The sequence below is a fragment of the Rhizobium sp. NLR22b genome (assembly GCF_019685295.1).
In the GTDB taxonomy this organism is placed as follows: Bacteria; Pseudomonadota; Alphaproteobacteria; order Rhizobiales; family Rhizobiaceae; genus Rhizobium.
In genome coordinates this window covers 305,198-327,321 of the sequence record NZ_JABDWM010000004.1, presented here as the reverse complement: position 1 = coordinate 327,321, position 22,124 = coordinate 305,198, and the positions used below count along the sequence as shown (strand labels likewise).

24 protein-coding genes are annotated in these 22,124 nt (G+C 59.7%); 8 read left to right on the top strand and 16 right to left on the bottom strand.

From position 1 onward, the window contains the following. Positions 1-2: 2 nt before the first annotated feature. The 6 genes from HJC00_RS09560 to HJC00_RS09535 form a co-directional block, all read right to left on the bottom strand. Positions 3-671 carry a phosphoribosylanthranilate isomerase gene (locus HJC00_RS09560; RefSeq protein WP_210632810.1) on the bottom strand — a complete coding sequence of 223 codons (669 nt, stop codon included), beginning with the start codon at positions 669-671 and terminating at the stop codon, positions 3-5. Positions 672-746: 75 nt separating this feature from the next. Next, entirely contained in the window at positions 747-1,505 is a 759-nt protein-coding gene (locus HJC00_RS09555) for a M48 family metallopeptidase (protein ID WP_210632809.1), read from the bottom strand. Positions 1,506-1,716: 211 nt separating this feature from the next. Further along, the gene (locus HJC00_RS09550) at positions 1,717-2,151 is read right to left on the bottom strand and encodes a DUF2852 domain-containing protein (RefSeq protein ID WP_064800136.1); all 435 of its coding nucleotides are present in this window, start codon (positions 2,149-2,151) and stop codon (positions 1,717-1,719) included. Positions 2,152-2,295: 144 nt separating this feature from the next. Beyond that, complete coding sequence (locus HJC00_RS09545) at positions 2,296-3,573, bottom strand: polyhydroxyalkanoate depolymerase (RefSeq protein ID WP_210632808.1); 1,278 nt, start codon at positions 3,571-3,573, stop codon at positions 2,296-2,298. Between the two features lie 203 nt (positions 3,574-3,776). Then, complete coding sequence (locus HJC00_RS09540; protein WP_210632807.1) at positions 3,777-4,619, bottom strand: fumarylacetoacetate hydrolase family protein; 843 nt, start codon at positions 4,617-4,619, stop codon at positions 3,777-3,779. Between the two features lie 95 nt (positions 4,620-4,714). Then, positions 4,715-5,668, bottom strand: a complete 954-nt coding sequence (locus HJC00_RS09535; RefSeq protein WP_221163898.1) for a glutathione S-transferase family protein — start codon at positions 5,666-5,668, stop codon at positions 4,715-4,717. A gap of 277 nt (positions 5,669-5,945) precedes the next feature. Here HJC00_RS09535 and HJC00_RS09530 point away from each other — a divergent pair, with 277 nt between their 5' ends. Together HJC00_RS09530 and HJC00_RS09525 are read left to right on the top strand one after the other, a co-directional pair. Then, positions 5,946-6,230 (top strand): DUF2218 domain-containing protein, encoded by a 285-nt coding sequence (locus HJC00_RS09530; RefSeq protein WP_210632805.1) that lies wholly within the window; start codon positions 5,946-5,948, stop codon positions 6,228-6,230. A gap of 36 nt (positions 6,231-6,266) precedes the next feature. Further along, the gene (locus tag HJC00_RS09525; protein WP_210632804.1) at positions 6,267-6,866 is read left to right on the top strand and encodes a nitroreductase family protein; all 600 of its coding nucleotides are present in this window, start codon (positions 6,267-6,269) and stop codon (positions 6,864-6,866) included. Between the two features lie 68 nt (positions 6,867-6,934). Here the strand turns inward: HJC00_RS09525 and gyrB are convergent, their stop codons facing one another. From gyrB to HJC00_RS09500, 5 genes are all read right to left on the bottom strand, one after another. Further along, complete coding sequence (gene gyrB, locus HJC00_RS09520; RefSeq protein WP_210632803.1) at positions 6,935-9,370, bottom strand: DNA topoisomerase (ATP-hydrolyzing) subunit B; 2,436 nt, start codon at positions 9,368-9,370, stop codon at positions 6,935-6,937. 135 nt (positions 9,371-9,505) lie between these two features. After that, positions 9,506-9,883 (bottom strand): helix-turn-helix domain-containing protein, encoded by a 378-nt coding sequence (locus HJC00_RS09515; protein ID WP_210632802.1) that lies wholly within the window; start codon positions 9,881-9,883, stop codon positions 9,506-9,508. Beyond that, positions 9,880-10,449, bottom strand: coding sequence for a Smr/MutS family protein (locus tag HJC00_RS09510; RefSeq protein WP_210632801.1), 570 nt, complete (start codon positions 10,447-10,449; stop codon positions 9,880-9,882). The genes HJC00_RS09515 and HJC00_RS09510 overlap by 4 nt, the downstream gene beginning before the upstream one ends. Next, positions 10,449-11,591: a murein transglycosylase A gene (locus HJC00_RS09505; RefSeq protein ID WP_221163897.1), complete on the bottom strand. Its 1,143-nt coding sequence runs from the start codon at positions 11,589-11,591 to the stop codon at positions 10,449-10,451. The genes HJC00_RS09510 and HJC00_RS09505 overlap by 1 nt, the downstream gene beginning before the upstream one ends. Beyond that, positions 11,584-12,288: a Tim44/TimA family putative adaptor protein gene (locus HJC00_RS09500; RefSeq protein ID WP_210632799.1), complete on the bottom strand. Its 705-nt coding sequence runs from the start codon at positions 12,286-12,288 to the stop codon at positions 11,584-11,586. Before HJC00_RS09500 ends, HJC00_RS09505 begins: the two co-directional genes overlap by 8 nt. A 131-nt stretch (positions 12,289-12,419) precedes the next feature. On the opposite strand from HJC00_RS09500, the gene HJC00_RS09495 reads away from it, so the two are divergent. Continuing rightward, a complete protein-coding gene (locus HJC00_RS09495) occupies positions 12,420-12,926 on the top strand; it encodes an FxsA family protein (protein ID WP_282615116.1) in 507 nt (168 codons plus the stop codon). 101 nt (positions 12,927-13,027) lie between these two features. After that, positions 13,028-13,510: a protein-export chaperone SecB gene (secB, locus tag HJC00_RS09490; protein ID WP_011423412.1), complete on the top strand. Its 483-nt coding sequence runs from the start codon at positions 13,028-13,030 to the stop codon at positions 13,508-13,510. A 52-nt stretch (positions 13,511-13,562) separates the two neighbouring features. Here secB and dnaQ read toward each other — a convergent pair whose 3' ends face one another. The 5 genes from dnaQ to HJC00_RS09465 are packed head-to-tail and all read right to left on the bottom strand — an operon-like array spanning position 13,563 to position 17,192. Further along, the gene (gene dnaQ, locus HJC00_RS09485) at positions 13,563-14,285 is read right to left on the bottom strand and encodes a DNA polymerase III subunit epsilon (RefSeq protein WP_221163896.1); all 723 of its coding nucleotides are present in this window, start codon (positions 14,283-14,285) and stop codon (positions 13,563-13,565) included. Next, on the bottom strand, positions 14,278-14,889 hold the full coding sequence (gene coaE, locus HJC00_RS09480) for a dephospho-CoA kinase (protein WP_221163895.1): 612 nt from the start codon (positions 14,887-14,889) through the stop codon (positions 14,278-14,280). Before coaE ends, dnaQ begins: the two co-directional genes overlap by 8 nt. Beyond that, on the bottom strand, positions 14,889-15,746 hold the full coding sequence (locus HJC00_RS09475; protein WP_210632795.1) for a shikimate dehydrogenase: 858 nt from the start codon (positions 15,744-15,746) through the stop codon (positions 14,889-14,891). The genes coaE and HJC00_RS09475 overlap by 1 nt, the downstream gene beginning before the upstream one ends. Continuing rightward, a complete protein-coding gene (locus tag HJC00_RS09470) occupies positions 15,739-16,338 on the bottom strand; it encodes a Maf-like protein (RefSeq protein WP_221163894.1) in 600 nt (199 codons plus the stop codon). The genes HJC00_RS09475 and HJC00_RS09470 overlap by 8 nt, the downstream gene beginning before the upstream one ends. A 32-nt stretch (positions 16,339-16,370) precedes the next feature. Then, entirely contained in the window at positions 16,371-17,192 is an 822-nt protein-coding gene (locus HJC00_RS09465; RefSeq protein WP_210632793.1) for a pyruvate, water dikinase regulatory protein, read from the bottom strand. Between the two features lie 400 nt (positions 17,193-17,592). Here HJC00_RS09465 and hemE point away from each other — a divergent pair, with 400 nt between their 5' ends. The 4 genes from hemE (at position 17,593) to mnmE (ending at position 22,062) form a co-directional block, all read left to right on the top strand. Next, entirely contained in the window at positions 17,593-18,636 is a 1,044-nt protein-coding gene (gene hemE, locus HJC00_RS09460; RefSeq protein WP_221163893.1) for a uroporphyrinogen decarboxylase, read from the top strand. Between the two features lie 2 nt (positions 18,637-18,638). Then, complete coding sequence (gene hemJ, locus HJC00_RS09455) at positions 18,639-19,175, top strand: protoporphyrinogen oxidase HemJ (RefSeq protein WP_210633054.1); 537 nt, start codon at positions 18,639-18,641, stop codon at positions 19,173-19,175. Positions 19,176-19,375: 200 nt separating this feature from the next. Then, positions 19,376-20,641, top strand: coding sequence for a transcription termination factor Rho (gene rho, locus HJC00_RS09450; protein WP_003589536.1), 1,266 nt, complete (start codon positions 19,376-19,378; stop codon positions 20,639-20,641). A 101-nt stretch (positions 20,642-20,742) separates the two neighbouring features. Continuing rightward, complete coding sequence (gene mnmE / locus HJC00_RS09445) at positions 20,743-22,062, top strand: tRNA uridine-5-carboxymethylaminomethyl(34) synthesis GTPase MnmE (RefSeq protein ID WP_221146292.1); 1,320 nt, start codon at positions 20,743-20,745, stop codon at positions 22,060-22,062. The last annotated feature ends 62 nt before the right edge of the window (positions 22,063-22,124 follow it).

Below are 22,124 nucleotides of genomic sequence, written 5' to 3'. Positions count from 1 at the left end.
TATCAACTCCCTGAGGCCATGACAGGCGTATCCGCCTTTTCGACCGCATCGAAAAATTCATCGATCAACGCGACGCTCTTTACGCCGGGCTCGGTTTCGACACCCGAGGAGACGTCGATACCACGTGCCTTGGTCTTCACAAGCGCATCCGCGACATTGTCCTTGTTCAGCCCGCCGGACAGCATGTAGTCGATGCTGCCGTCGAGCCAGCCGAGAAGGCTCCAGTCGAAGGAAATCCCGTTGCCGCCAGGCAGTTCCGAACCCTTCGGCGCTTTCGCATCGAAGAGAAAACGGTCGGCGATGCCGATATAGGCTTCGACGCGCCTGAGATCGTCGGCCGTGCGCACGGAAAAGACTTTCATCACAGGCAAACCATAGAGCGCCTTGATGGTCAGCACATGTTCGGGACTCTCGTTGCCATGGAGCTGGAGGATGTCCGGCTTCAGCAGCGACACGATTTCGTCGAGATCGTCATTTGTGGGATCAACGACGACGGCGACGATCTTCGCCTTGCCGCGCGCCGGTTCGGCAAGTTTTGCCGCCACATCGGGCTCGACATAACGCGGGCTCTTTTCGAAGAAGATAAAACCGATATGGGTCGCGCCGCGTTTCAGCGCACGATCGATCGCTTCGGGCGTCTTCAAGCCACAGATCTTGATATCGGTTTTCATGGCAGCGAAGTGACACGAAATGCGGCAAGAGTCGAGCCAAATTGCATGGAAAGCTGTATTTAGCGGGGCTTGCGGCTAATCGAAATCGATGGCGTGCAGCTGACTGCCGTGCCGCTTCAGCCAGGATTTCGCTTCCTCCATGCCGGGGCAAAGCGTCTTGCAAAGCGCCCAGAAGCGGGGGCCGTGATTCATCTCCTTGAGATGAGCGACTTCATGGGCGGCGAGATAATCGATCACCGAAGGCGGCGCCATGACGATACGCCAGGAGAAACTCAAGTTTCCCTCCGACGAGCAGGAGCCCCATCGGCTGCGGGTATCTTTCATCGAGATCGAGCGGATCGGCGCCCGGATTGTCGCGGCATGCATCATCGCCAGCCTCTCAAGATCGGCGCGCGCCTCCTTCTTGAGGAAGGCCGCGATGCGCCGCCCGACATGCTCGGGCATGCCGCTGACGCGCAGCACAGGACTGCCATCCACGGAGACGACCTCCGTCAAGCCGCGCAGGCTGCCCGTGTGCTCGATGCGATGGGAAACACCGCGCAGGAGGATCTTGCCGCCGTTGCGTAAGCCGGTATCGGTCGAAAACTTGGCAAGCTTGGTGAGCAGCCATCCCTGGTGCCGATCGAGGAAGGCGTTCACCTCACGCGCCGCCAGACCTCTCGGCACCGTCATCTTCAAGGCCCGCCCACCCGGCTCGATGCGAAGCGTGATCCGGGTTGCCTGATCGTGCTGCTTGATGGTCAGCGGCATGAGCCGGCCGGCGACATCGAGCGTCCGCGTTTCGGGCGGAGCTGGCTTTCGCGCCTTTGGCCGTGTCTTCAGAAGCGGAAACATGGGGGTTTTCTATACGATTCGCCGGGGAATCTAAACGATTTGCGGGGCAGGCGGACATGGAAAAACCGGCATCGCGAGATGCCGGTCATCATTTCATTGCCTAAAGCGCGGTCGCGATCTTCCAGCTTCGCTCCTTGCGCTTTAGGTCTTCGTTTACGCATGTCGTTGCCGCAAAACCGCTTCACACTTTTGCGCGACATGCTTTAGGCCTTCACGGCGTCTGGAACTCCGCGACCGGGCCGTTGTCGTCGCGCTTGGCGTTCTTGCGGTCACGCATGAAGCGGTCGAACTCTTCCTGGTCCTTGGCGCGGCGGAGTTCACGCAGATATTCGTCGAATTCCTCGCGCATTTCGTCGAGCTTGCGGCGCTCTTCCTCGATCCGGTCGAGCTCGGCCTTACGCCAGTCGTCGAAGGCGACATTGCCGGTCGAGAAATGCGGGCGGTGGCGGCCATGCGAACGGCGGCAGGAGGCAAAGAAACCATCGGTCGCCTGATTGACGTCGCGCTTGAAGCCGCGCAGACGATCGCCGAAGATGATATAGGCAAGCATGGCCAGACCCAGAGGCCAGAAAACCATGAAGCCGAGAATCATCAGGGCAATGGTAGCCGGAGTCCAATCCGGTCGAAGCAATGCTGACTGGTTCATCGTGCGGTATCCTCGCTTTCGGCGCCCGGCAAGATGCCAAACGCTGGAAAACGATGTGGTAACCGCAAGAACCGCCTTCAAGACGATTGCCGGCGAAATCGGACAAAGCCTTGAATCGGCGTTGCTAATTCAGACGTCGCTGAATCACGCTGTCCGTCCGCCCTTGATCACACGCGGCACCCGCGGCTTGACGGCGGCGCGGGAATGCTGGCGGACGAAATCGACGATGCGCGGCGCGATCTCGCGACGGAAGCGCGAGCCGTTGAAAACGCCGTAATGGCCGACATCCGGCTGAAGATAGTGCATGCGCATGTCTTCAGGAATGTTGACACAGATGGTCTGGGCCGCCCTGGTCTGGCCGACGCCTGAAATGTCGTCATTCTCGCCCTCGACGGTCAGCAGCGCGACGTTGCGGATCGCGGCCGGGTCGACGCGCTTGCCGCGATGCATCAACTCGCCCTTCGGCAGCGAATGCTTCATAAAGACCTGCTCGACCGTCTGCAGATAGAATTCGGCGGTCAGATCCATGACGGCGAGATATTCGTCGTAGAAATCGCGATGTTTTTCCGGCTCGCCGTCGTTCTTCACGAGATGCATGAAGAATTCCTTGTGGGCGACGAGGTGGCGATCGAGGTTCATCGACATGAAGCCCGACAGCTGCAGGAAGCCCGGATAGACAGGGCGCATGAAGCCCGGCTGCGGCCAAGGAACGTCCATGATGACATTGTCGGAAAACCACTGCAGCGACCGCTCCTGGGCGAGCTTGTTCACCGCCGTCGGGTTGATGCGCGTGTCGATCGGGCCGCCCATCAGCGTCATCGAGGACGGCGAGAGCGGATCGTTGGCTTCCTCCATTACCGCCGCTGCAGCGAGCACCGGAACGGAGGGTTGACAGACGGCGATGACATGGGTGTCGTGACCGAGGAAATGCAGCATCTCGATGACGTAATCGACATAATCGTCGAAATCGAACCTGCCTTCCGTCATCGGCACCATGCGGGCGTCGATCCAATCTGTGATGTAGACATCGGCGCTCGGCAGCAGCGCCTCGACCGTACCGCGCAAGAGCGTCGCATAGTGGCCGGACATCGGCGCGACGATCAGGATACGGGGATCGCTGGCCCGGCCGGGCGGAACGTTCCGTGCGAAATGCAGGAGATTGCAGAAGGATCTCGACCAGACGACCTCTTCGCGGACGGAAACCGTCTGCGCGCCGATCGTCGTCTGCTTCAACCCGAATTCCGGCTTTCCGTAGCGACGCGTCGTGCGCTCGAACATTTCGAGGCTTGCCGCCATCGCCCGGCCGAAGGGTGTGTGAGAGAACGGATTCAGCGGATTGGCATAGGCAAATCGCATGATGTCCGCTGCGGCGCGAAACGGCGCCATAGCGGCATGATTCAATTCATAAAGCTGATAGAACATAGAAGGCGCTGCCTTTCATCTATCGAAAAGATGACGTCGGTTGATAGACATCGAGCTCTTTCCGCACGCTGGCACGTAACGCAGACTAACAGGTTTCTGTTGCACAGCAACATGGACGTCCCGAAGCTGCACAGGAAATGCCGGAGAGTTGATCTCCGGCATCACGTAGACGGAAAACTTAAGGTTCCGCTGAAGTAGCGTCGTTAACGATCCGCAACGAAGCTCTGCTTCTGACTGCCGAGCCCTTCGATGCCAAGCTCGACGACATCGCCGTCCCTGAGGAAGCGCGGCGGCTTCATGCCCATGCCGACGCCGGGCGGTGTCCCCGTCGAGATGACATCGCCCGGATGCAGCGACATGAACTGGCTGAGATAGGAAACGACGTGGGCGACGCCATAAACCATGGTCTTGGACGAACCGTTCTGCATCGTCTGGCCGTTAACCTTCAACCACATGCCGAGGTTCTGGGGATCGGCGATCTCATCCTTGGTGACCAGCCAGGGGCCGATCGGGCCGAAAGTGTCGCAGGACTTGCCCTTGGTCCACTGGCCGGCGCGCTCGGTCTGGAAGGCGCGTTCGGACACGTCGTGGGACACACAGTAGCCGGCGACGTAGTCGAGCGCCTCGGCTTCACTGACATATTTCGCCGTTTTGCCGATGACGACGCCGAGCTCGACTTCCCAATCGGTCTTTTCGGAACCGCGCGGGATCAGCACGGTGTCGTTCGGGCCAACGATCGCCGAGGTCGCCTTCATGAAGATGACCGGCTCGGGCGGCACGGTGGCGCCGGTTTCGGCGGCATGGTCGGAGAAATTGAGGCCAATGCAGATGAATTTGCCCGTGCCGGCTACGCAGGCTCCGATCCGGCCGGAGGCAAGTTCCGGCAGGCTCTTCGGATCGAGCGCGGCGATCCTTGCAAGGCCGGCCGGCGAGATTGCCTCGCCGCCGATGTCGGCGACATGCGCCGAGAGATCGCGGATCTTGCCATCGGCATCGAGAAGCGCCGGTTTCTCCCGACCTGCTTCGCCAACACGCATCAGCTTCATGGAATGCCTCCTCATCGAAAACGAATTTGCAGCCACCTATGAACGAATTATTCATCGGTGTCATTACGGCTTTGCCCGGAAGCGGTACGGCGTTACTAGAAAATTTCGGAGAGATCCGGACCGGCAGGAACGATTTTCGTCGGGTTCAGGCTTTCGACCGAGTAGTACCCGCGCTTGATGTGGTCGAGATTCACCGTGTCGGCAATGCCCGGCCAATCCAGCATGCGCCGGCAGAAGGTGCGCAGATTGGCATAGTCCGAAAGCCGGCGCAGATTGCATTTGAAGATGCCGTGATAGGCGACGTCGAAGCGCACCAGCGTCACGAAAAGGCGGATATCGCTTTCCGTGGGGTGATCCGCGAAGAGGAAAGACCTGCCTTCGAATTTCGGCTCGATCCAATCGAGGCAGGAGAAGACATCGGCGAAGGCTTCCTCATAGGCGATCTGGGTCGTGGCAAAACCGGCGCGATAGACCCCGTTGTTGAGGGCGGGATAAATACGTTCGTTGAAAGCGTCGATCTCGGCGCGCCTTTCGATGGGATAAAGATCGATCGGATTTTTCGCCAGTTCACCGAAGCCGCTGTTCAGCATGCGCAGGATATCGGCAGATTCATTGTTGACGATGGTCTGCCTCTGCTTGTCCCAGAGAACCGGGACGGTGGCGCGGCCGGTGAAGCCGGGCGCTGCCCTCGTGTAAATTTCATGCATGTAGCTCATGCCATTGACATGATCCGGCGTTGCACCTGGATAGTCGCCGAAGCGCCAGCCCTGCTTCGTCAGCACCGGTTCGACGACAGAGACGGAAATGACCTCTTCCAGGCCCTTGAGCTTACGGCCGACCAGGGTGCGAGAGGCCCAGGGGCAGATATAGGCGACGTAGAGATGGTAGCGGCCGAGGCTGGCTTCAAAACCGCCCTCGCCTGTCGGCCCGGCGCTGCCATCCGGCGTCACCCAATTGCGGAAACTCGAAACCTGCCTGACGAAGCCGCCTTTTTCATCCTTCGCCTGAACGGGCTGCCAGTCTTCCGTCCATTTTCCGTTCACCAGCATGCGCACTTCTCCAACCGACCGATTGAAGCAGTCCATTACCCTGCTTCGGCGCACGCGTAAGGCCGCTTTTATGGAGACAGTCCGTCCACGCAACTGCGACGATGCTGCGCTTGCCAAGCCGGCGAAGCAGGAAATATGACTTGGCTCTAAGCGCGTCACGATCTTTCAGATTCGCTTGGCCCGCGCTTTAGGTCCTTGTTTTACGCATGTCGTTATTGCAAAACCGCTGCACATTTTGGTGCGACATGCTGTCGTCCAACACGAGATGGAGTTCGACATGCACCTCTCCAAGGCCGTCGTACGCACCGAACATGCGAGCCGGTACCTGCAGCAGCTCTGCAAACACTGGAGCCACAAGTTCAGCGTCGATTTCGATCCTCATAAGGGCCGGGTGCCGTTCAGCGATAGCGCCGAGGTGATATTCGCCGCCGACGATGCGGCGCTCACCATGACGCTTTCCGTTGCCGATCCCGACCAGCAGGCAGGGATGCAAAGCGTGATCGACGCTCATCTGAAGCGTTTCGCCTTCCGCGAGGAACTCGACATCGTCTGGACCGATTGACCTCAACGATTTTTATGTCCCAACCCTGGAACAAGCATGACGCAGAGCAATAACCGCGAATCCCAATATCCGATCGATCCGATGTTTCTCGACCGTTGGTCGCCGCGCGCCTTTACCGGCGAAATCATCGAGGAGGCACAGCTGCTCAGCCTGCTCGAAGCCGCCCATTGGGCGCCGTCCTCGTCCAACCAGCAGCCCTGGCGCTTCATCTATGCCCTCAAGGGCTCGGAGCATTGGGAGAAATTCGTCGCACTGCTTGTCGATGCCAATCAGGAATGGGCGAAGAACGCATCGGCGCTGATCTTCGTCGTCTCACGCAGCTTCACCGGCGTTGCCGGATCCGGCGAGGAAAAGCCGAGCTACACCCATTCCTTCGACGCCGGTGCAGCCTGGGGATATCTGGCGCTGCAGGCGCGCCTTTCCGGCTTCTATGCCCATGGCATGGGCGGCATCAAACATGAGGACATCAAAAAAACGTTCGATATCCCCGAGGGCTACCGGGTCGAAGCAGGCGTTGCCGTCGGCCGTCTGGCCGACAAGCGCGTCCTTTCAGAACGCAATCAGGCGCGCGAAATCCCGAGCCAGCGCAAGCCGCTCTCCGATCTCGCCTTTAACGGCCATTTCCTAGCCAACTGAGCGACATCAGAATAAGCGAAAGCCCCGCCGTCCTGCGACGGCGGGGCTTTTTGTTGAAGGCATATCGATCAGATATCGAGGTTTGCGACGCTTAGCGCATTGTCCTGGATGAATTCGCGCCGTGGCTCGACTTCGTCCCCCATCAGGCGGGCAAAGAGCCCATCGGCATCGGTGGCGTCGGCAACCTTGACCTGCAGCAGCGAACGGACATTCGGATCGAGCGTCGTTTCCCAGAGTTGCTCGGCATTCATCTCACCGAGACCCTTGTAGCGCTGCATGCTGAGACCCTTGCGGCCGCTGGCGAAGATCGCGTCGAGCAGGGCGCGCGGCCCTGAAATCTCGATGTCGCCTTCGCGCCGGTGCAGCGACGGCGGTGTCTGGTAGATTTCCTTGAGGCGCGCGGTCAGCTGGTCGATGTGACGGGCATCGGAGGAGCCGATCAACGCCATGTCGAGCACGACCACTTCCTTGACGCCGCGGACCATGCGCTCGAGGCGCAGGCCGCCATCGCTCGCCAGGTCGCCCTGCCAGCCGCGCTCAGTCTCTTCGGCGATGATGTCGAGGCGGCTTGCGACCTCGCTCGCCAATGCCTGCGCTCTTGCCTGATCGCTGACGAGCTCGGCATTGAGCGCGCCGGCGATCGCCGCCTGTTCGACGACGGCGCGATTGTAGCGCGAATGGAGATTGTCGAGCAAAGCGCGCATGCGCAGCGCATCGAGGATAACTTCGCGCAGGTCCTGGCCGGTGCGGACCTCGCCGCTGCCGAGCCTCAACGCTGCATCTTCGAGACCCTGGGCGATGAGATATTCCTCGAGCGCCTTCTCATCCTTCAGATACTGCACCGATTTGCCGCGTGCGACCTTATAGAGCGGTGGCTGGGCGATGTAGAGATGGCCGCGCTCGATCAGTTCCGGCATCTGGCGGAAGAAGAAGGTGAGCAGCAGGGTACGGATGTGGGCGCCGTCGACATCGGCGTCCGTCATGATGATGATCTTGTGATAACGCAGCTTTTCGGCGTTGAACTCGTCCTTGCCGATGCCGGTGCCGAGCGCGGTAATCAGCGTGCCGATTTCCTGGCTGGAGAGCATCTTGTCGAAACGGGCCCGTTCCACATTCAGGATCTTGCCGCGCAGCGGCAGGATCGCCTGGTTTTCGCGCGACCGGCCCTGCTTGGCCGAGCCGCCGGCGGAATCGCCCTCGACCAGGAAGACTTCGGATTTGGCCGGGTCGCGTTCGGAGCAGTCGGCGAGCTTGCCCGGTAGCGAGGCGATATCGAGCGCACCCTTGCGGCGGGTCAATTCACGGGCCTTGCGGGCCGCTTCGCGCGCGGCTGCCGCCTCGACGACCTTGCCGACGAGGATCTTGGCTTCGCTCGGATGTTCTTCGAACCAGGTGTTCAGCGCCTCGTTGACGAGGCTTTCGACGACAGGGCGGACTTCCGAGGAAACAAGCTTGTCCTTCGTCTGCGACGAGAATTTCGGATCGGGCACCTTGACCGACAGAACTGCCGTCAGACCCTCGCGGCAGTCTTCCCCCTGCAGCGTCACCTTTTCCTTTTTGGTGATGCCGGAATTGTCGGCATAGGAAACCACCTGACGGGTCAAGGCCGCGCGGAAACCGGCCATATGGGTGCCGCCGTCGCGCTGGGGAATGTTGTTGGTGAAGCAGAGCACGTTCTCGTGATAGCTGTCGTTCCACCACATCGCCACTTCGACGGTGATGCCGTCCTTTTCGCCGCGGATGGCGACCGGCTTGTCGACGAGCGGCTTCTTGGCGCGGTCGAGATAAGAGACGAAGGCCTCGAGGCCGCCGTCATAGCGCATTTCCTCCTGCTTGATATCGGAATGACGCTTGTCGGCCAGGAGAATACGGACGCCGGAATTCAGAAATGCGAGTTCACGCAGGCGGTGCTCCAGCGTCCCGTAATCGAATTCGGTCATGGTGAAGGTTTCGCTGCTCGGCATGAAGCTGACTTCCGTACCGGTCGAATCGGGGGCATCGCCCGTGACCTTCAGCGGAGCATCGGCGACGCCATGAGTGAAGCTCATTTCATGGATCTTGCCATGGCGGCGGATCTTCAGCTTCAGCCAGACCGAGAGCGCGTTGACTACGGAAACACCGACGCCGTGCAGACCGCCGGAGACCTTGTAGGAATTCTGGTCGAATTTGCCGCCGGCATGCAGCTGCGTCATGATGACTTCCGCTGCCGACACGCCTTCGCCGCTATGGATGTCGGTCGGGATGCCGCGGCCGTTGTCGGTGACCGTTACCGAACCATCCGGATTGAGAGTGACGGTGACGATGTCGGCATGACCGGCAAGCGCTTCGTCGATCGCGTTGTCGACAACTTCATAGACCATGTGGTGGAGGCCGGAGCCATCGTCAGTGTCGCCGATATACATGCCGGGGCGCTTGCGCACGGCGTCGAGGCCCTTCAGGACCTTGATGGAATCTGCGCCATATTCACTGCTTACGCCGTTTTCCGTCGCGGATGTATCGCTCATTCTGTCGAGATTTTCCCTGTTGTCGTAAAGCGGCGGCGCGCCCTGCGAATCACCGGCTTTCTTCACTCTCGTATATAGGTTTTTTGAGCCCGGTTCCCAATGGCAAGTCCCCTGAACAAGCCATAAAACAGGGGATTATGACGCTTTTCCGTCGCCTTTGCCGTCATTTTCGAGAACAGCCGATAGCCGGCCTATCTCTGCACTGTCAAGGCTGCGGATCCGCCGGGCCAGCCGGTTGGCGAATTCGGTATATTCCGGCGGCAGGCCCGACGTGTCGATGACGACGCGGGGGTTGGAGGAACGGGCAAGCAGGAACAGTTCCTCGGCCTCGTCCCAGATGATGTTGAAATAGCCGGCGATGCGCTGCAGCAGGTCGAATGTCGGCAGGCCGCGCTTGCCATGTTCGAGCGCCGAGAGATAGGCGGGGGAGACGTTCAGCGCTTCGGCCATCTCCTTCTGCGAGACGCCCTTGCGGGCTCTCAGCCTGCGAACCGCCTCTCCGAAGGGAGTCATGGCTTTTCCCCATGCCGCCGCGACAGGCGAATATAGAGCGCGCCGTCGCCGCCATGATGCTGCGCGGCGGACTCGTAGGAGGAGATCAGGTAGCGGAATTCGGGCTTCGAGAACCACAGGGGGACGGCCCGCTTCAATGCACCTTCGCTGCCCAGGGAGCTGCCCTTGCCGGTGATGACAAGCACATGGCGCATGCCGCGCTCATGGGCGCGGATCAAAAAATCGAGGAGGATGACATGGGCCTCGCTTTGCACCAGGCCATGCAGATCGATGCGCGCCTCGAGCGCCAGACGGCCCTTGGCGATCTTGCGCTTGACCGGCCTTTCCAGCGGATGGTGCACCTTAGCCGGCTGTCTCGGCGTCGACGGTGGGGCCGGCTGTGCCGCCGTCGGCGAAACGGAGGTCTGCTTTTCGGCTGTCTGCCGTTCGGCTGCCGCTTCGGTTTCGGCAAGAAAAGCGTCAAGCTCGGTCAACTCGTTCGCCTTGCCGGGCATCGGCCGCGTGCTGCGGGCAACCTTGCCCCACAGAATCCTCTCATCGGCGCTGAGCTTGCGATCCCTGGCCATCAGTTGAAACGTCCGGCGGCGGCGTTGGGGATGAGGATGACGAAATCGGCATCGTTTCGGACGGTGCCGGCGCGTTCTCCGGCCAAGTCCCCCGAACCGGTAAAGATATCGCCGCGCGCAGGCCCGACGATCGCCGAGCCTGTATCGAGCGCCAGCATCAGCCGGCGGAAGGGGCGGCCATGATCAAGATGAGTGAGGCTGTCGGCGCGGATGAAAAAGGGGAAACCGAAGGTATGGATCAGCCGGTCGACCGCAAGCGAGCGCCCGGCGAGAAGCGGCACCTTGGCGGCGGCGATCGGACCGGCCTCAGTATCAGCGGTTCGCAGGCTGATAGCCCGCGAGGGCGTTTCGCGGAAGAAAATATAAGAGCGGTTATGCCATAGAACCTCATCCACCCGCTCGGAATTGCGGGCTAGCCGGGCGCGGATCGACTGCATGGAAATCTCGCCACGGTCGATTTCACCGCGGTCGATCAAGAGCTTGCCGATTGCCGAGAAGGGATGCCCTGCTTTTGCCGCGTAAGTGATACGGCCGATACGCCCGTCTCGATAACGCAGGCGCGCGGCGCCCTGCACGTGGACGAAGAAAACATCGACCTTCGATTTCGCCCAGGCGATTTCGAGGCCGCGGCCGTCGAGAAAGCCCTGATCGATCTCGCGGCGATCCGGATAAGCGCCAATGCGGCCGTCGTCATGCAGTCGGCCGAAAGCATAGGATCCATCCAATTCGGCCGGACGATTGCCGTCATCGAGATCGATCAGATCGTTCGGACGGCTGTAGAAGGGAAAACGGAAAACCTCGTTTGGCCGATCCGATACCTCGATCTCCGGCTCGTAAAAGGCGGTGACGAAACCGGACTTGCCGTCCTTGCGGCGGATCAGAAAGGGCAGGCAACGCGTTTCGAAAAAAGTGCGCGCCGCTGCCGGCGACGACGGCGTAAAATTTTCAGCGTCCATCAGAAGCGGAAGCAAGTCCTCCGCGCTCAGGCCGAGCGACCCGGTGCGGTAGGGTTTGACGTCGGTGATCTGCCGCCGGCAGTGTCGCATCACTTCAAAAAGGCCGGAGGGATCATCATCCTTCCAGCCTTCCAAACGATCGAAGCTGATGGCTTGCAGGACGAAGTCCGATGCCTGATCACTCATGTTCCGATTCGGTCGCCACAAGTTTCCAGTTCGGATCGCGCGAGCGGGTGTCGCGGGCGAAGGTCCAGAGGTCGTTGACCTCGGCGACGTTTTCGGCGTCGCCCTCGATCAGGACATCCGCCTTGTCGTAAGTCGCCGATATCAGCTGGCTGACGATGCGCACGGTGATCTGTGCTTCGCTGCCCTTCGTCTCGGCATGGGTGATTTCGGCCTTGTCGATACCGACGAAGGTGGACTTGACCTTCTCGCCCCGGGTTTCACGCTCGGCGATGGCCGCCTCGAACCCGTCATAGACCTCGCGGGACAAAAGGCTCTTCAGCGTTTTGCGGTCACCATCGGCATAGGCCATGACGACCATTTCGTAGGCCATGCGGGCGCCGTTCAGAAACTCCTTCGGGCTGAAGGAAGGATCGGCCTTGTTCAGGGCGCGCAGCGATTCGTTGAGCGGTGTCCCCGGTGCGGCGAAGGCGTCGATGGCGGAGAAGCGATCCTCATCGTCGGCTGTCGCATCACGGCGCGGGAGGGTCACGACCTTACCGGCATCAGCGGCCTCGGGCGGAGCCGCATCGCGCGGGCTATAGAGATCGCGCGGCGGCTTCTCATTGCCAGTGCGGCGCCCGAGCACGGAACGGAGCTGAAAGAAAATCAGCACCGCCGCCACCAGGAAGAATAATGTGATGAAGTCGTTCGAACTCATATCCTGTCGCAACCGCCGTTAACATCTCTGATTTGTACTCCCATATAGTCCGCCTATACAGATGATTCAAATCATGGCTGGCATCTTCGCCGGCGCCACGAGGAGACCGGTAAGCCCGGGACATGACGACCATGCGTTTTTCAATTCTGCCGGCTTTCATTCTGTTGCTACCGCTTGGCGAAATTGCCGGCTTCGTCGTCGTCGGTCGGGCGATCGGCCTGGCGCTGACGCTTGCGCTCGTCATGGCGAGCTTCCTCCTCGGCGTGGTCTTGCTGCGCCGGCAGGGGATCGGTATCCTGCGGCGCATGTCGAGCGAAGGACGGAACGGCGTCATGCCCGGACGCGATCTGCTGAAGCCGGCGATGACGGTCATTGCCGCGCTGCTCCTGATCATTCCCGGCTTCCTCACGGATATCATCGCCATCCTCATTCTCATTCCGCCGCTGCGGGATTTCGTCTGGCGATCGATCGCCAAACGCTTCGTCGTCGTCAACGCCAAGGGCGGCTTTGGCGCTGGCCCGAAACCTGGTTTCCGCGATCGCAACCCGAATTCAAAGGTGGTCGATCTCGACGAGGAGGACTATCATAGAGAGCCGAACCGGAACTCGCCATGGTCCGGCAAACATCTCGGTGACTGAGGCTTTGCCGGCGATAGGGTGCGGCTTGCGCCCAGGGTTGTAAGCCCCTCCCCGAAATGTTAGATGGCGGCACCATTCCCATGCCCTTCGAGGAAAAGCCAATGGCAGACGATAACAACAGCAACGGTGCGACGAACCCCACTCTTTCGATCCTTGCGCAATATACCAAGGACCTCTCCTTCGAAAATCCGGGTGCGCCGCGTTCTCTGCAGGCCCGCGACAAGGCGCCGACGATCAACATCAATGTGAACGTCAACGCCAACCCGCTTTCCGACACGGATTTCGATGTCGTGCTGTCGCTGAATGCCGAAGCCAAGGACGGCGACAAGACGGTGTTCCACACCGAACTCGTCTATGGCGGCGTCTTCCGCGTTGCCGGCTTCCCGCAGGAGCACATGCTGCCGGTACTCTTCATCGAGTGCCCGCGCATGCTCTTCCCCTTCGCCCGTCAGATCATCGCCGACGTGACCCGCAATGGCGGCTTCCCGCCGTTGATGATCGACCCAATCGACTTCACGCAGATGTTCGCTCAGCGCGTTGCCGAAGAACAGGCCCGCGCCAAGGTTCAGGCCGTTCCGAACTGATCGAATTCTTATGATTCTGACATGCGGATGCCCGGGCCGGTCCCGGGCATTTTCAATTCGAGCTGGCGTATTTCGCCCAGATGCCCTTTTCGCCGAGCTTGGCGACCAGCGCCTCATGCGCCTGTGCTTCGGACTGACTGAGGCGGGAGCCAAGCGGACGAGGGCGTTCGAGCGCCGCAGCAAACGCCATATCGTCTTCCATCGCCGTTTCACCGCGGGCCGCCTGGCCGGGTTGACCCGATATGCTCAGGCCGAACGCTGCCTGTCTGCCGCCGATCATCTCGATATAGACTTCGGCCAATAGTTCGGAGTCGAGCAGCGCGCCGTGTTTGGTACGGTGCGAGTTGTCGATGCCGTAACGCCGGCAAAGGGCGTCGAGCGAGTTCGGTCCCATCGGGTGCTTGCGCCGCGCCATCGACAGCGTATCGACCACCTTGTCCGGCAAGATTGGCGGCAAACCAATGCGCGCGAATTCGGCATTGATGAAGCCCATATCGAAGGTCGCGTTATGAGCAATCCACTTGCCGTCGCCGAAGAAGGCGAGGATTTCGTCGGCCACCGCGGCGAAAGGCTTCTTGTCCTTCAGGAATTCATCGGTGATGCCGTGTACCGCAAGTGCATCCGGATGGACCTTCTGGTCTCCCGGATTGATGTAGATATGCAGCGTGTTGCCGGTCGGAAAATGGTTGAAGAGCTCGATACCGCCGATTTCGATGATACGGTCGGCGCGGTTATCGAGGCCGGTGGTTTCCGTATCGAAGATGATCTCACGCATTCCGGAAATCTCCCTTGGCAATCCGCATTTTCAGTTCGGCGATGATCTCAAGCACCTGCGCCCGCGTCTCGGCAATGCTGTGGCTGGTGTCGACCAGATAATCGGCGCGGCGTCGTTTTTCCGCATCCGGGGTCTGGCGAGCGAGAATCATATCGAATTTTTCTTCGGTCATGTCGTCGCGTGCAAGCACCCGCTGACGCTGAATCTGTGGATCGGTGCTGACGACGACGATGACATCCACTCTTTCCCAGGCGCCGGTTTCGAAGAGCAGCGGAATATCGAGCAGCACCATTTCAGCGCCGGCGGCCTGCTGTCGCGCCAGAAATTCCGTTTCCCGTTTGCGAACCAGCGGATGAACGATCGCTTCGAGACGTTTAAAGCCTTCGGGATCAAGCGCGAGCTGGCGGCCTAGCTCATGCCGGTCGACCACTCCATCCGTCATCGTGCCGGGAAAAGCGGCGTTCACCAACGGCGCTGCCTCCCCGGAGTAGAGATCGTGGACCACAGCGTCGGAATCGTTCAAGGGGATTCCCGCTTCGGCAAAGAGTTTGCCGACCGTCGACTTGCCCATTCCGATTGAGCCCGTGAGTCCGATCTTCAGCATCAGTGCGCTTCCATGTCAGCAATGATCAGAGCTCGCAGTGCCGCATCAACCACAGGGCGCTCGCCGAACCATTTTTCGAAACCGGGAACAGCCTGGTGCAGCAGCATGCCGAGACCATCGACGACCGACAGTCCCTGCTCTTCCGCCTGTCTCAGGATCGGTGTCTTCAAGGGGACGTAGACGATATCGGTGACGACGGCATCTGCTGCAAGCGGCGCAAAATCGATCAACGGCGCCGCTTCGCCATCCATGCCGAGCGAGGTCGTGTTGATGAAGAGGCCAGCGCCATGCATGACGTCGGCAAGCGCGCCCACCGGATGGGCTCGAATTCTCGGGCCGAAGCGATCGGCCAGTTCGCGCGCGCGTTCGACGGTGCGGTTGACGACATGGATTTCCCTGAAGCCACGATCGCGGACCGCCTGAATGATCGCCCGGCTTGCGCCGCCGGCGCCGAAGACCACGGCCGTATCATGACGGTCCCAGCCGGGATGGCGCTCGTCGAGATTGGCGGTGAAGCCGCGGCCGTCGGTATTGGTGGCGTGCAGGAGGCCATTCTCCAACCAGAGCGTATTCGAGGCACCGAGCTCATGCGCCAGATCGTCCGGCTTGTCGGCGAGCCGGAAGGCAAGTTCCTTGTGGGGGATGGTGACATTGCCTCCGATAAAACCGGAACTGCCGTCTTTCAGCGAGGCAATGAAATACGGAAAGGCATCCGGCGCCACCTCGTGGGCGCAGTAGCTGCCCGGCAGGCCAAGTCTCTTCAGCCAGTATCCATGGATCAGCGGCGAGCGTGAATGCTTGACGGGAAAGCCAGTGACAAACGCGTTCGGCCCCAGTGTTTCACGTGAATCATCCATCGATCGTTCCGAATTCTCGCAATTTTCTCAGGAGCGGAAGCATCGGCAACCCCAGTATGGTGAAATAGTCGCCCTCGATCTTCTCGAAGAGTTGAATGCCCTCGCCTTCCAGCTGGTAGGCGCCGACGCTGGAGAGCGCACGTTCACCGACCCGCGCCAAGTGCCTGGCGATGAAATCTTCCGTCAAGGGTCGCATCGTCAGTTCCGCATGGCCGACATACTCCCACAAAACGGCGCCGCCGCGGACGAAAGCGATGGCGCTGTTCAGCCGATGGGTCGTGCCCGACAGGGCGCGAAGATGGTTCGCTGCGTCGGCCATGTCCTTCGGTTTGTGGAAAACGCGGTCGCCGAGCGACATCGTCTGATCCGAACCGATGACGAGGCTCTCGGGAAAACGGGTGCTGACGTCTTCGGCTTTAGCCTTGGCCAGGATGCAGGCGACGGTATCCGGCTTCGCAGCGGCTTTTTCCAGCGGCGCCTCAACCGCCCTTTCGTCGATCTCAGCGGGATGTGCCTCAAAGGAGAGACCGGCATTTTCCATCAGCATTCGCCGAAAAGGGCTTGACGATGCAAGGATGAGTTTCGGTGTCATGGATTCTCCCACTCCCGGCTTTTCGTCTGCGCTTAGCGCAGCTTCGGGCGGAGGGCAACAATGGCGGCCGCCGTTTCCTCGATTGAGCGGCGAGTAACGTCGATCAGCGGCCATCCGTGGCGGGCGCAGAGGGAGCGGGCATATTTCAGCTCCTCCGAGATCGTGGCTCGATCGGTATAGTGCTCCCGGTCGAAACCTTGCGTCGTCCCGAGCACGCGATTTTCCCGGACCTGGGAAATGCGGTCGGTGGTGGCGATCAGGCAGACGATCAGCGGTTTTGTTGCTGCGAGCAGGCTCTCCGGCAAGGGTACGCCGTAGACGATCGGAATATTCGCGGTCTTGATACCGCGATTGGCGAGATAGATGCTGGTCGGCGTCTTCGATGTCCGGCTGATCCCGATGATGACGACATCGGCATCATTGTAGTCATCCGGCATCTGGCCGTCGTCATGATCCATGGTGAAGTTCAACGCCTCGATGCGTGCGAAGTAACCGGCATTCATCACATGCTGGGCGCCGACCCGGCGGCGGGACGGGGCGCCGAGATAGATCTGGAACGCGTTCATGACCGGCTCCAAGACATTGACGGAAGCGACCCCCATCTCGACGCAGCGTTCGTCGATCAGGCTCGCCAGATCGCGGTCGACAATCGTGTAGAGCACGATCCCGGGCGCATCATCGATCGCCTGAAGAACCGGCAGCAGTTGTTTGCGATTGCGGATCAGCGGATAGACATGCTCGATCGGCTGAGCGGATCTGAACTGAGCCGAAGCGGCGCGGCCGGCGGAGATGAGAGTCTCTCCGGTCGAGTCAGAAATCAGGTGCAGATGAAAGAAGTTCGTTCTGTTCTCCACGTTATTTTCCGCTGCCTGTTGAAAAGACTGGATGATGGAGAGCTAAGGCGGCGAGGCTGCCTCGAGCAAGGGAAAACATGCCTGCTTATCCACATTTCGAATTTTGCTAACCGGTTTCGATCGCTCCTGTGGAGGCTGGGGATGAAATCAACTTGTCGTCCAGCCACCCACAGCCTATCCACAGGCGCGAAAAAACACGTCTCCCGGCAAGGATCTGGAATCGCTTTCGGATTCAGATTTTCCCCGGAAATTGACGGGAATGGAGAAATTCTTTCGAGTTTCTCTTCGAACACGCGACAAATGGCATCGGCAGTGGATGGATTTTAATCCTTGATAGACACCGACTCTAAGAAATAGAAACCTTTTAAAATATCTTTGATTTTTTATAGGGAAGACGCGCTTGAGCGATACGCGGCGAAAGATCATGAGGGTTCTCGACGGCGAATGCGTTTTCCCTCCTCCTCTCTGGCTGATGAGACAGGCTGGACGCTATCTGCCGGAATACAGGGAGACTCGGGCAAAGGCCGGCAGTTTCCTCGATCTCTGCTACACGCCCGATTACGCCGTCGAAGTGACCTTGCAGCCAATCCGCCGCTATGGCTTCGATGCAGCGATCCTATTTTCCGACATCCTCGTCATTCCCGACGCGATGAAGCGGAATGTTCGTTTCACCGAAGGTCACGGACCGGAGATGGATCCAATCGATGAAGCGGGCATCGGCAGATTGAACGGCGACGACGTTGTCGATTATCTCAGACCGGTTCTGGAAACGGTGCGGCGGTTGCGGCACGAATTGCCTGAAGAAACGGCTCTGCTTGGTTTCTGCGGCGCGCCTTGGACGGTTGCGACGTACATGATCGCCGGCCATGGCACCGCGGATCAGGCCCCTGCCCGTCTCTTCGCCTACAAACATCCCCGCGCCTTCGAGCATCTGCTGATGCTGCTTGCCGACGTTTCGGCCGATTATCTGGTGGCGCAGATCGATGCCGGCGCCGATGCCGTGCAGATTTTCGATTCCTGGGCGGGTGTTCTCGGTGAGAAAGAGTTCGACGCCTTCGCTGTCAAGCCGGTTGCACGGATGATCTCCTCGATCAAGGCGCGACGGCCGCAGGCGCGCATTATCGCCTTCGCCAAGGGTGCGGGATACCAGCTGAAGACCTATCGCCAGAAGACTGGAACGGATGCGATCGGTCTAGACTGGTCCGTTCCGTTGGCCTTTGCCGCCGATCTTCAGAAGGATGGTCCGGTTCAGGGCAATCTCGATCCGATGCGCGTCGTTGCCGGCGGCCTGGCGCTGGAAGAGGGTATCGACGATATTCTTCATCATCTCGGCAATGGACCGCTGATCTTCAATCTCGGCCACGGCATCACGCCGCAAGCCGACCCCGAACAGGTGCGTTTGCTGGTCGAGCGCGTGCGGGGTTTACGGATGCCCCGGGCGTGACGATGGAAAAAGAGACGGACCGCAGAGCTGGCGCTTACGCCCGGCGCCGCGCGCATTTTGCCCTGTCCTTCTTCGCGCTGATGGCGGTCGGGCTTTTCGCCTGGAATCCCGACAATCTCTATCTCTGGATCAAGGCGCTTCATATCATCGCCGTCATCTCCTGGATGGCAGGGCTGTTCTATATGCCGCGGTTGTTCATCTATCATACGGAGGCCGAACCAGGCTCGGTGCAGTCGGAAACCTTCAAGGTGATGGAGCGCCGGCTGCTTCGCATCATCATGACGCCGGCGATGATGCTGACCTGGATCTTCGGTCTCTATCTCGCCTGGTCGGTCTACGGGTTCCAGGGCGGCTGGCTGCATGCGAAGATCGGTCTGGTGGTGCTGCTGACCGCGATCCATATGTTCTTCAGCAGCGCCGTGCGGGCGTTCGAGCGGGATGAAAATCGCCGTTCTGCGCGCTACTGGCGGTTCATGAACGAGGCGCCGACATTGCTGATGATCGCGATCGTGATCCTCGTCGTGGTGAAGCCGTTCTGACGAGAAATCCTCTCTCAGGTTAAATTTGCTTCATTTTAAGCAGCCCCCTTGCGGCGGCGATAACGAGTCGCTATTTTCCGCGCATCTCATCTACGTGGCATGTGTGTAGATTTCAGTCGTCTGCGAGCCCCTTTCGCAGTACCGAATACGACCCAACATCGCCTTTCCCCTTCGAAATTGAAAAGAGTATTGGTCACTTCATGGCTGAAATGAAGCTTCAGGAACTTAAGAGCAAATCCCCGACGGATCTTCTGGCTTTCGCCGAATCGCTCGAGGTCGAGAATGCAAGCACGATGCGTAAGCAGGAGCTGATGTTTGCGATCCTCAAAATGCTTGCCAGCCAGGATGTGGAAATCATCGGCGAAGGGGTCGTCGAGGTGCTGCAGGACGGTTTCGGCTTTCTGCGTTCGGCGAACGCAAACTACCTGCCCGGTCCCGACGACATCTACATCTCGCCGTCGCAGATCCGCCGTTTCTCGCTGAAAACCGGCGACACGGTCGAGGGACCGATCCGCGGGCCAAAGGAAGGCGAGCGTTATTTCGCGCTGCTGAAGGTCAACACCATCAATTTTGACGATCCGGAAAAGATTCGTCACAAGGTTCATTTCGACAACCTGACGCCGCTCTACCCGAACGAGCGCTTCAAGATGGAACTCGAGATCCCGACCTCCAAGGATCTGTCGCCGCGTGTGATCGACCTCGTGGCGCCGCTCGGCAAGGGCCAACGCGGACTGATCGTCGCGCCGCCGCGGACCGGTAAGACCGTGCTTCTCCAGAACATCGCGCACTCGATCACGGCCAACCATCCGGAATGTTATCTCATCGTTCTCCTGATCGACGAACGTCCCGAGGAAGTGACCGATATGCAGCGCTCGGTCCGCGGCGAGGTTATCTCCTCGACCTTCGACGAACCGGCGGTGCGTCACGTCCAGGTGGCCGAAATGGTCATCGAAAAAGCAAAGCGTCTGGTTGAGCACGGGCGCGATGTCGTCATCCTGCTCGATTCGATTACACGTCTGGGCCGCGCCTATAACACGGTCGTTCCCTCCTCCGGCAAGGTTCTGACAGGTGGCGTCGATGCCAACGCGCTGCAGCGGCCGAAGCGCTTCTTCGGCGCCGCGCGCAACATCGAGGAAGGCGGTTCTCTGACGATCATCGCTACCGCGTTGATCGATACGGGCAGCCGCATGGACGAAGTCATCTTTGAAGAGTTCAAGGGTACCGGCAACTCCGAAATCGTCCTTGACCGCAAGGTTGCCGATAAGCGCATCTTCCCGGCGATGGATATTCTGAAGTCCGGCACACGCAAGGAGGACCTTCTTGTTCCGCGCCAGGATCTGCAGAAGATCTTCGTTCTACGCCGTATTCTTGCGCCTATGGGCACCACCGATGCGATCGAATTCCTGATCGACAAACTCAAACAGACGAAAAACAATTCGGACTTCTTCGATTCGATGAATACCTAATCCTTAGCCGGATTCCGATTGTGAGAGCTGGCGTATCGTCTCGATGTCGCCAGCTTTTTGTTTGAGGGAATCGATTCGGACTCGAACTGAAAACCGGACGCATGGCCATGTTGAATGATACCATCTATGCGCTTTCGAGCGGTGCTCCGCCCTCGGGTGTTTCAGTCGTCCGCGTCAGCGGTCCGCTGACCAGAGATATATTGGCCCGGCTGGCGGGATCCGTGCCGGCGGACCGATCGGCTTCCTACAGAACGATTCGGACTCGTAACAGCCAGCCGATCGACAACGGCTTGGTGCTGTTTTTTCCCGCCCCGCACTCCTTCACCGGCGAGGATGTGGCCGAGTTGCAGATCCACGGCAGTAAGGCCGTGCTGGCGGCATTGTTCTCCGAACTCGGCGATATTCCAGGTGTTCGTATGGCCAACGAAGGCGAGTTTTCGCGGCGGGCCTTTGAAAACGGCAAGCTTGATCTTGTCGAGGTTGAGGGGCTCGCCGACCTGATCGGCGCCGAAACAGAAATGCAGCGTCGTCTTGCCGTGGAGCAGAGTGCCGGCGGTGTCTCGGCAATTTACGATTCGTGGGCGGAACGATTAACCCGTGCTCGGGCCCTGATCGAGGCTGAGTTTGATTTCCCCGACGAAGACGACGTTCCTGGTTCCGTCTCGGATATGGTCTGGACCGACATGAAGCGGCTTCGTGACGATATTGGCCTTCATCTCAAATCGGCCTCGGCGGGCGAAATCATCAGGGACGGCTTTAAAGTGGTGATCGCCGGCGCTCCGAATGCCGGAAAATCGAGCCTGCTGAACGCTCTGGCCCGGCGTGACGTCGCAATCGTCACGGACATTGCCGGAACGACCCGTGATGTGCTGCAAGTCGATCTCGATATTGACGGCTATCTTGTCAAACTCTATGACACCGCCGGTCTGCGCCAGGTGGACGACCGGGTGGAAATGGAGGGCGTGCGACGCGCGCGTGTTGCGCTTCGTGATGCCGATCTTGCGCTGCTATTGGTCGACATGAGCAATCCGTTGATTCCCGGCGACTTGGAGCAGACTTTGCCCCATGTTACTGTCGGAACGAAGAAGGATCTCGTTGAAACTGGTTCGGATCGCTATGACCTGCAGATTTCGACGCTGACCGGTGACGGTCTGTCGGAGTTGCGCCAGCTGATCGGGGGCATTGTCGCCGAGCGTTTCAGTGGCCTGTCTCTGGCCATCCCCAGCCGGCAGCGGCACAAGGATTCGCTGACGAAATGTTTGGCGGCGCTCGACGCGGCAATCTCGGAGATTGACGCAGATCTTGAACTGCGCACCGAACAGCTTCGGCTTGCGGCTGAATACCTGGGGAGAATTACCGGGCGGGTGGATGTCGAACAGCTGCTCGACGTGATCTTCTCGGAGTTTTGCATCGGCAAGTGATTCACGTGAAACCTTTTCCGGCGGCGCCTCTCAGGTTCACGTGAAACCCTGCTGTTTTGGAG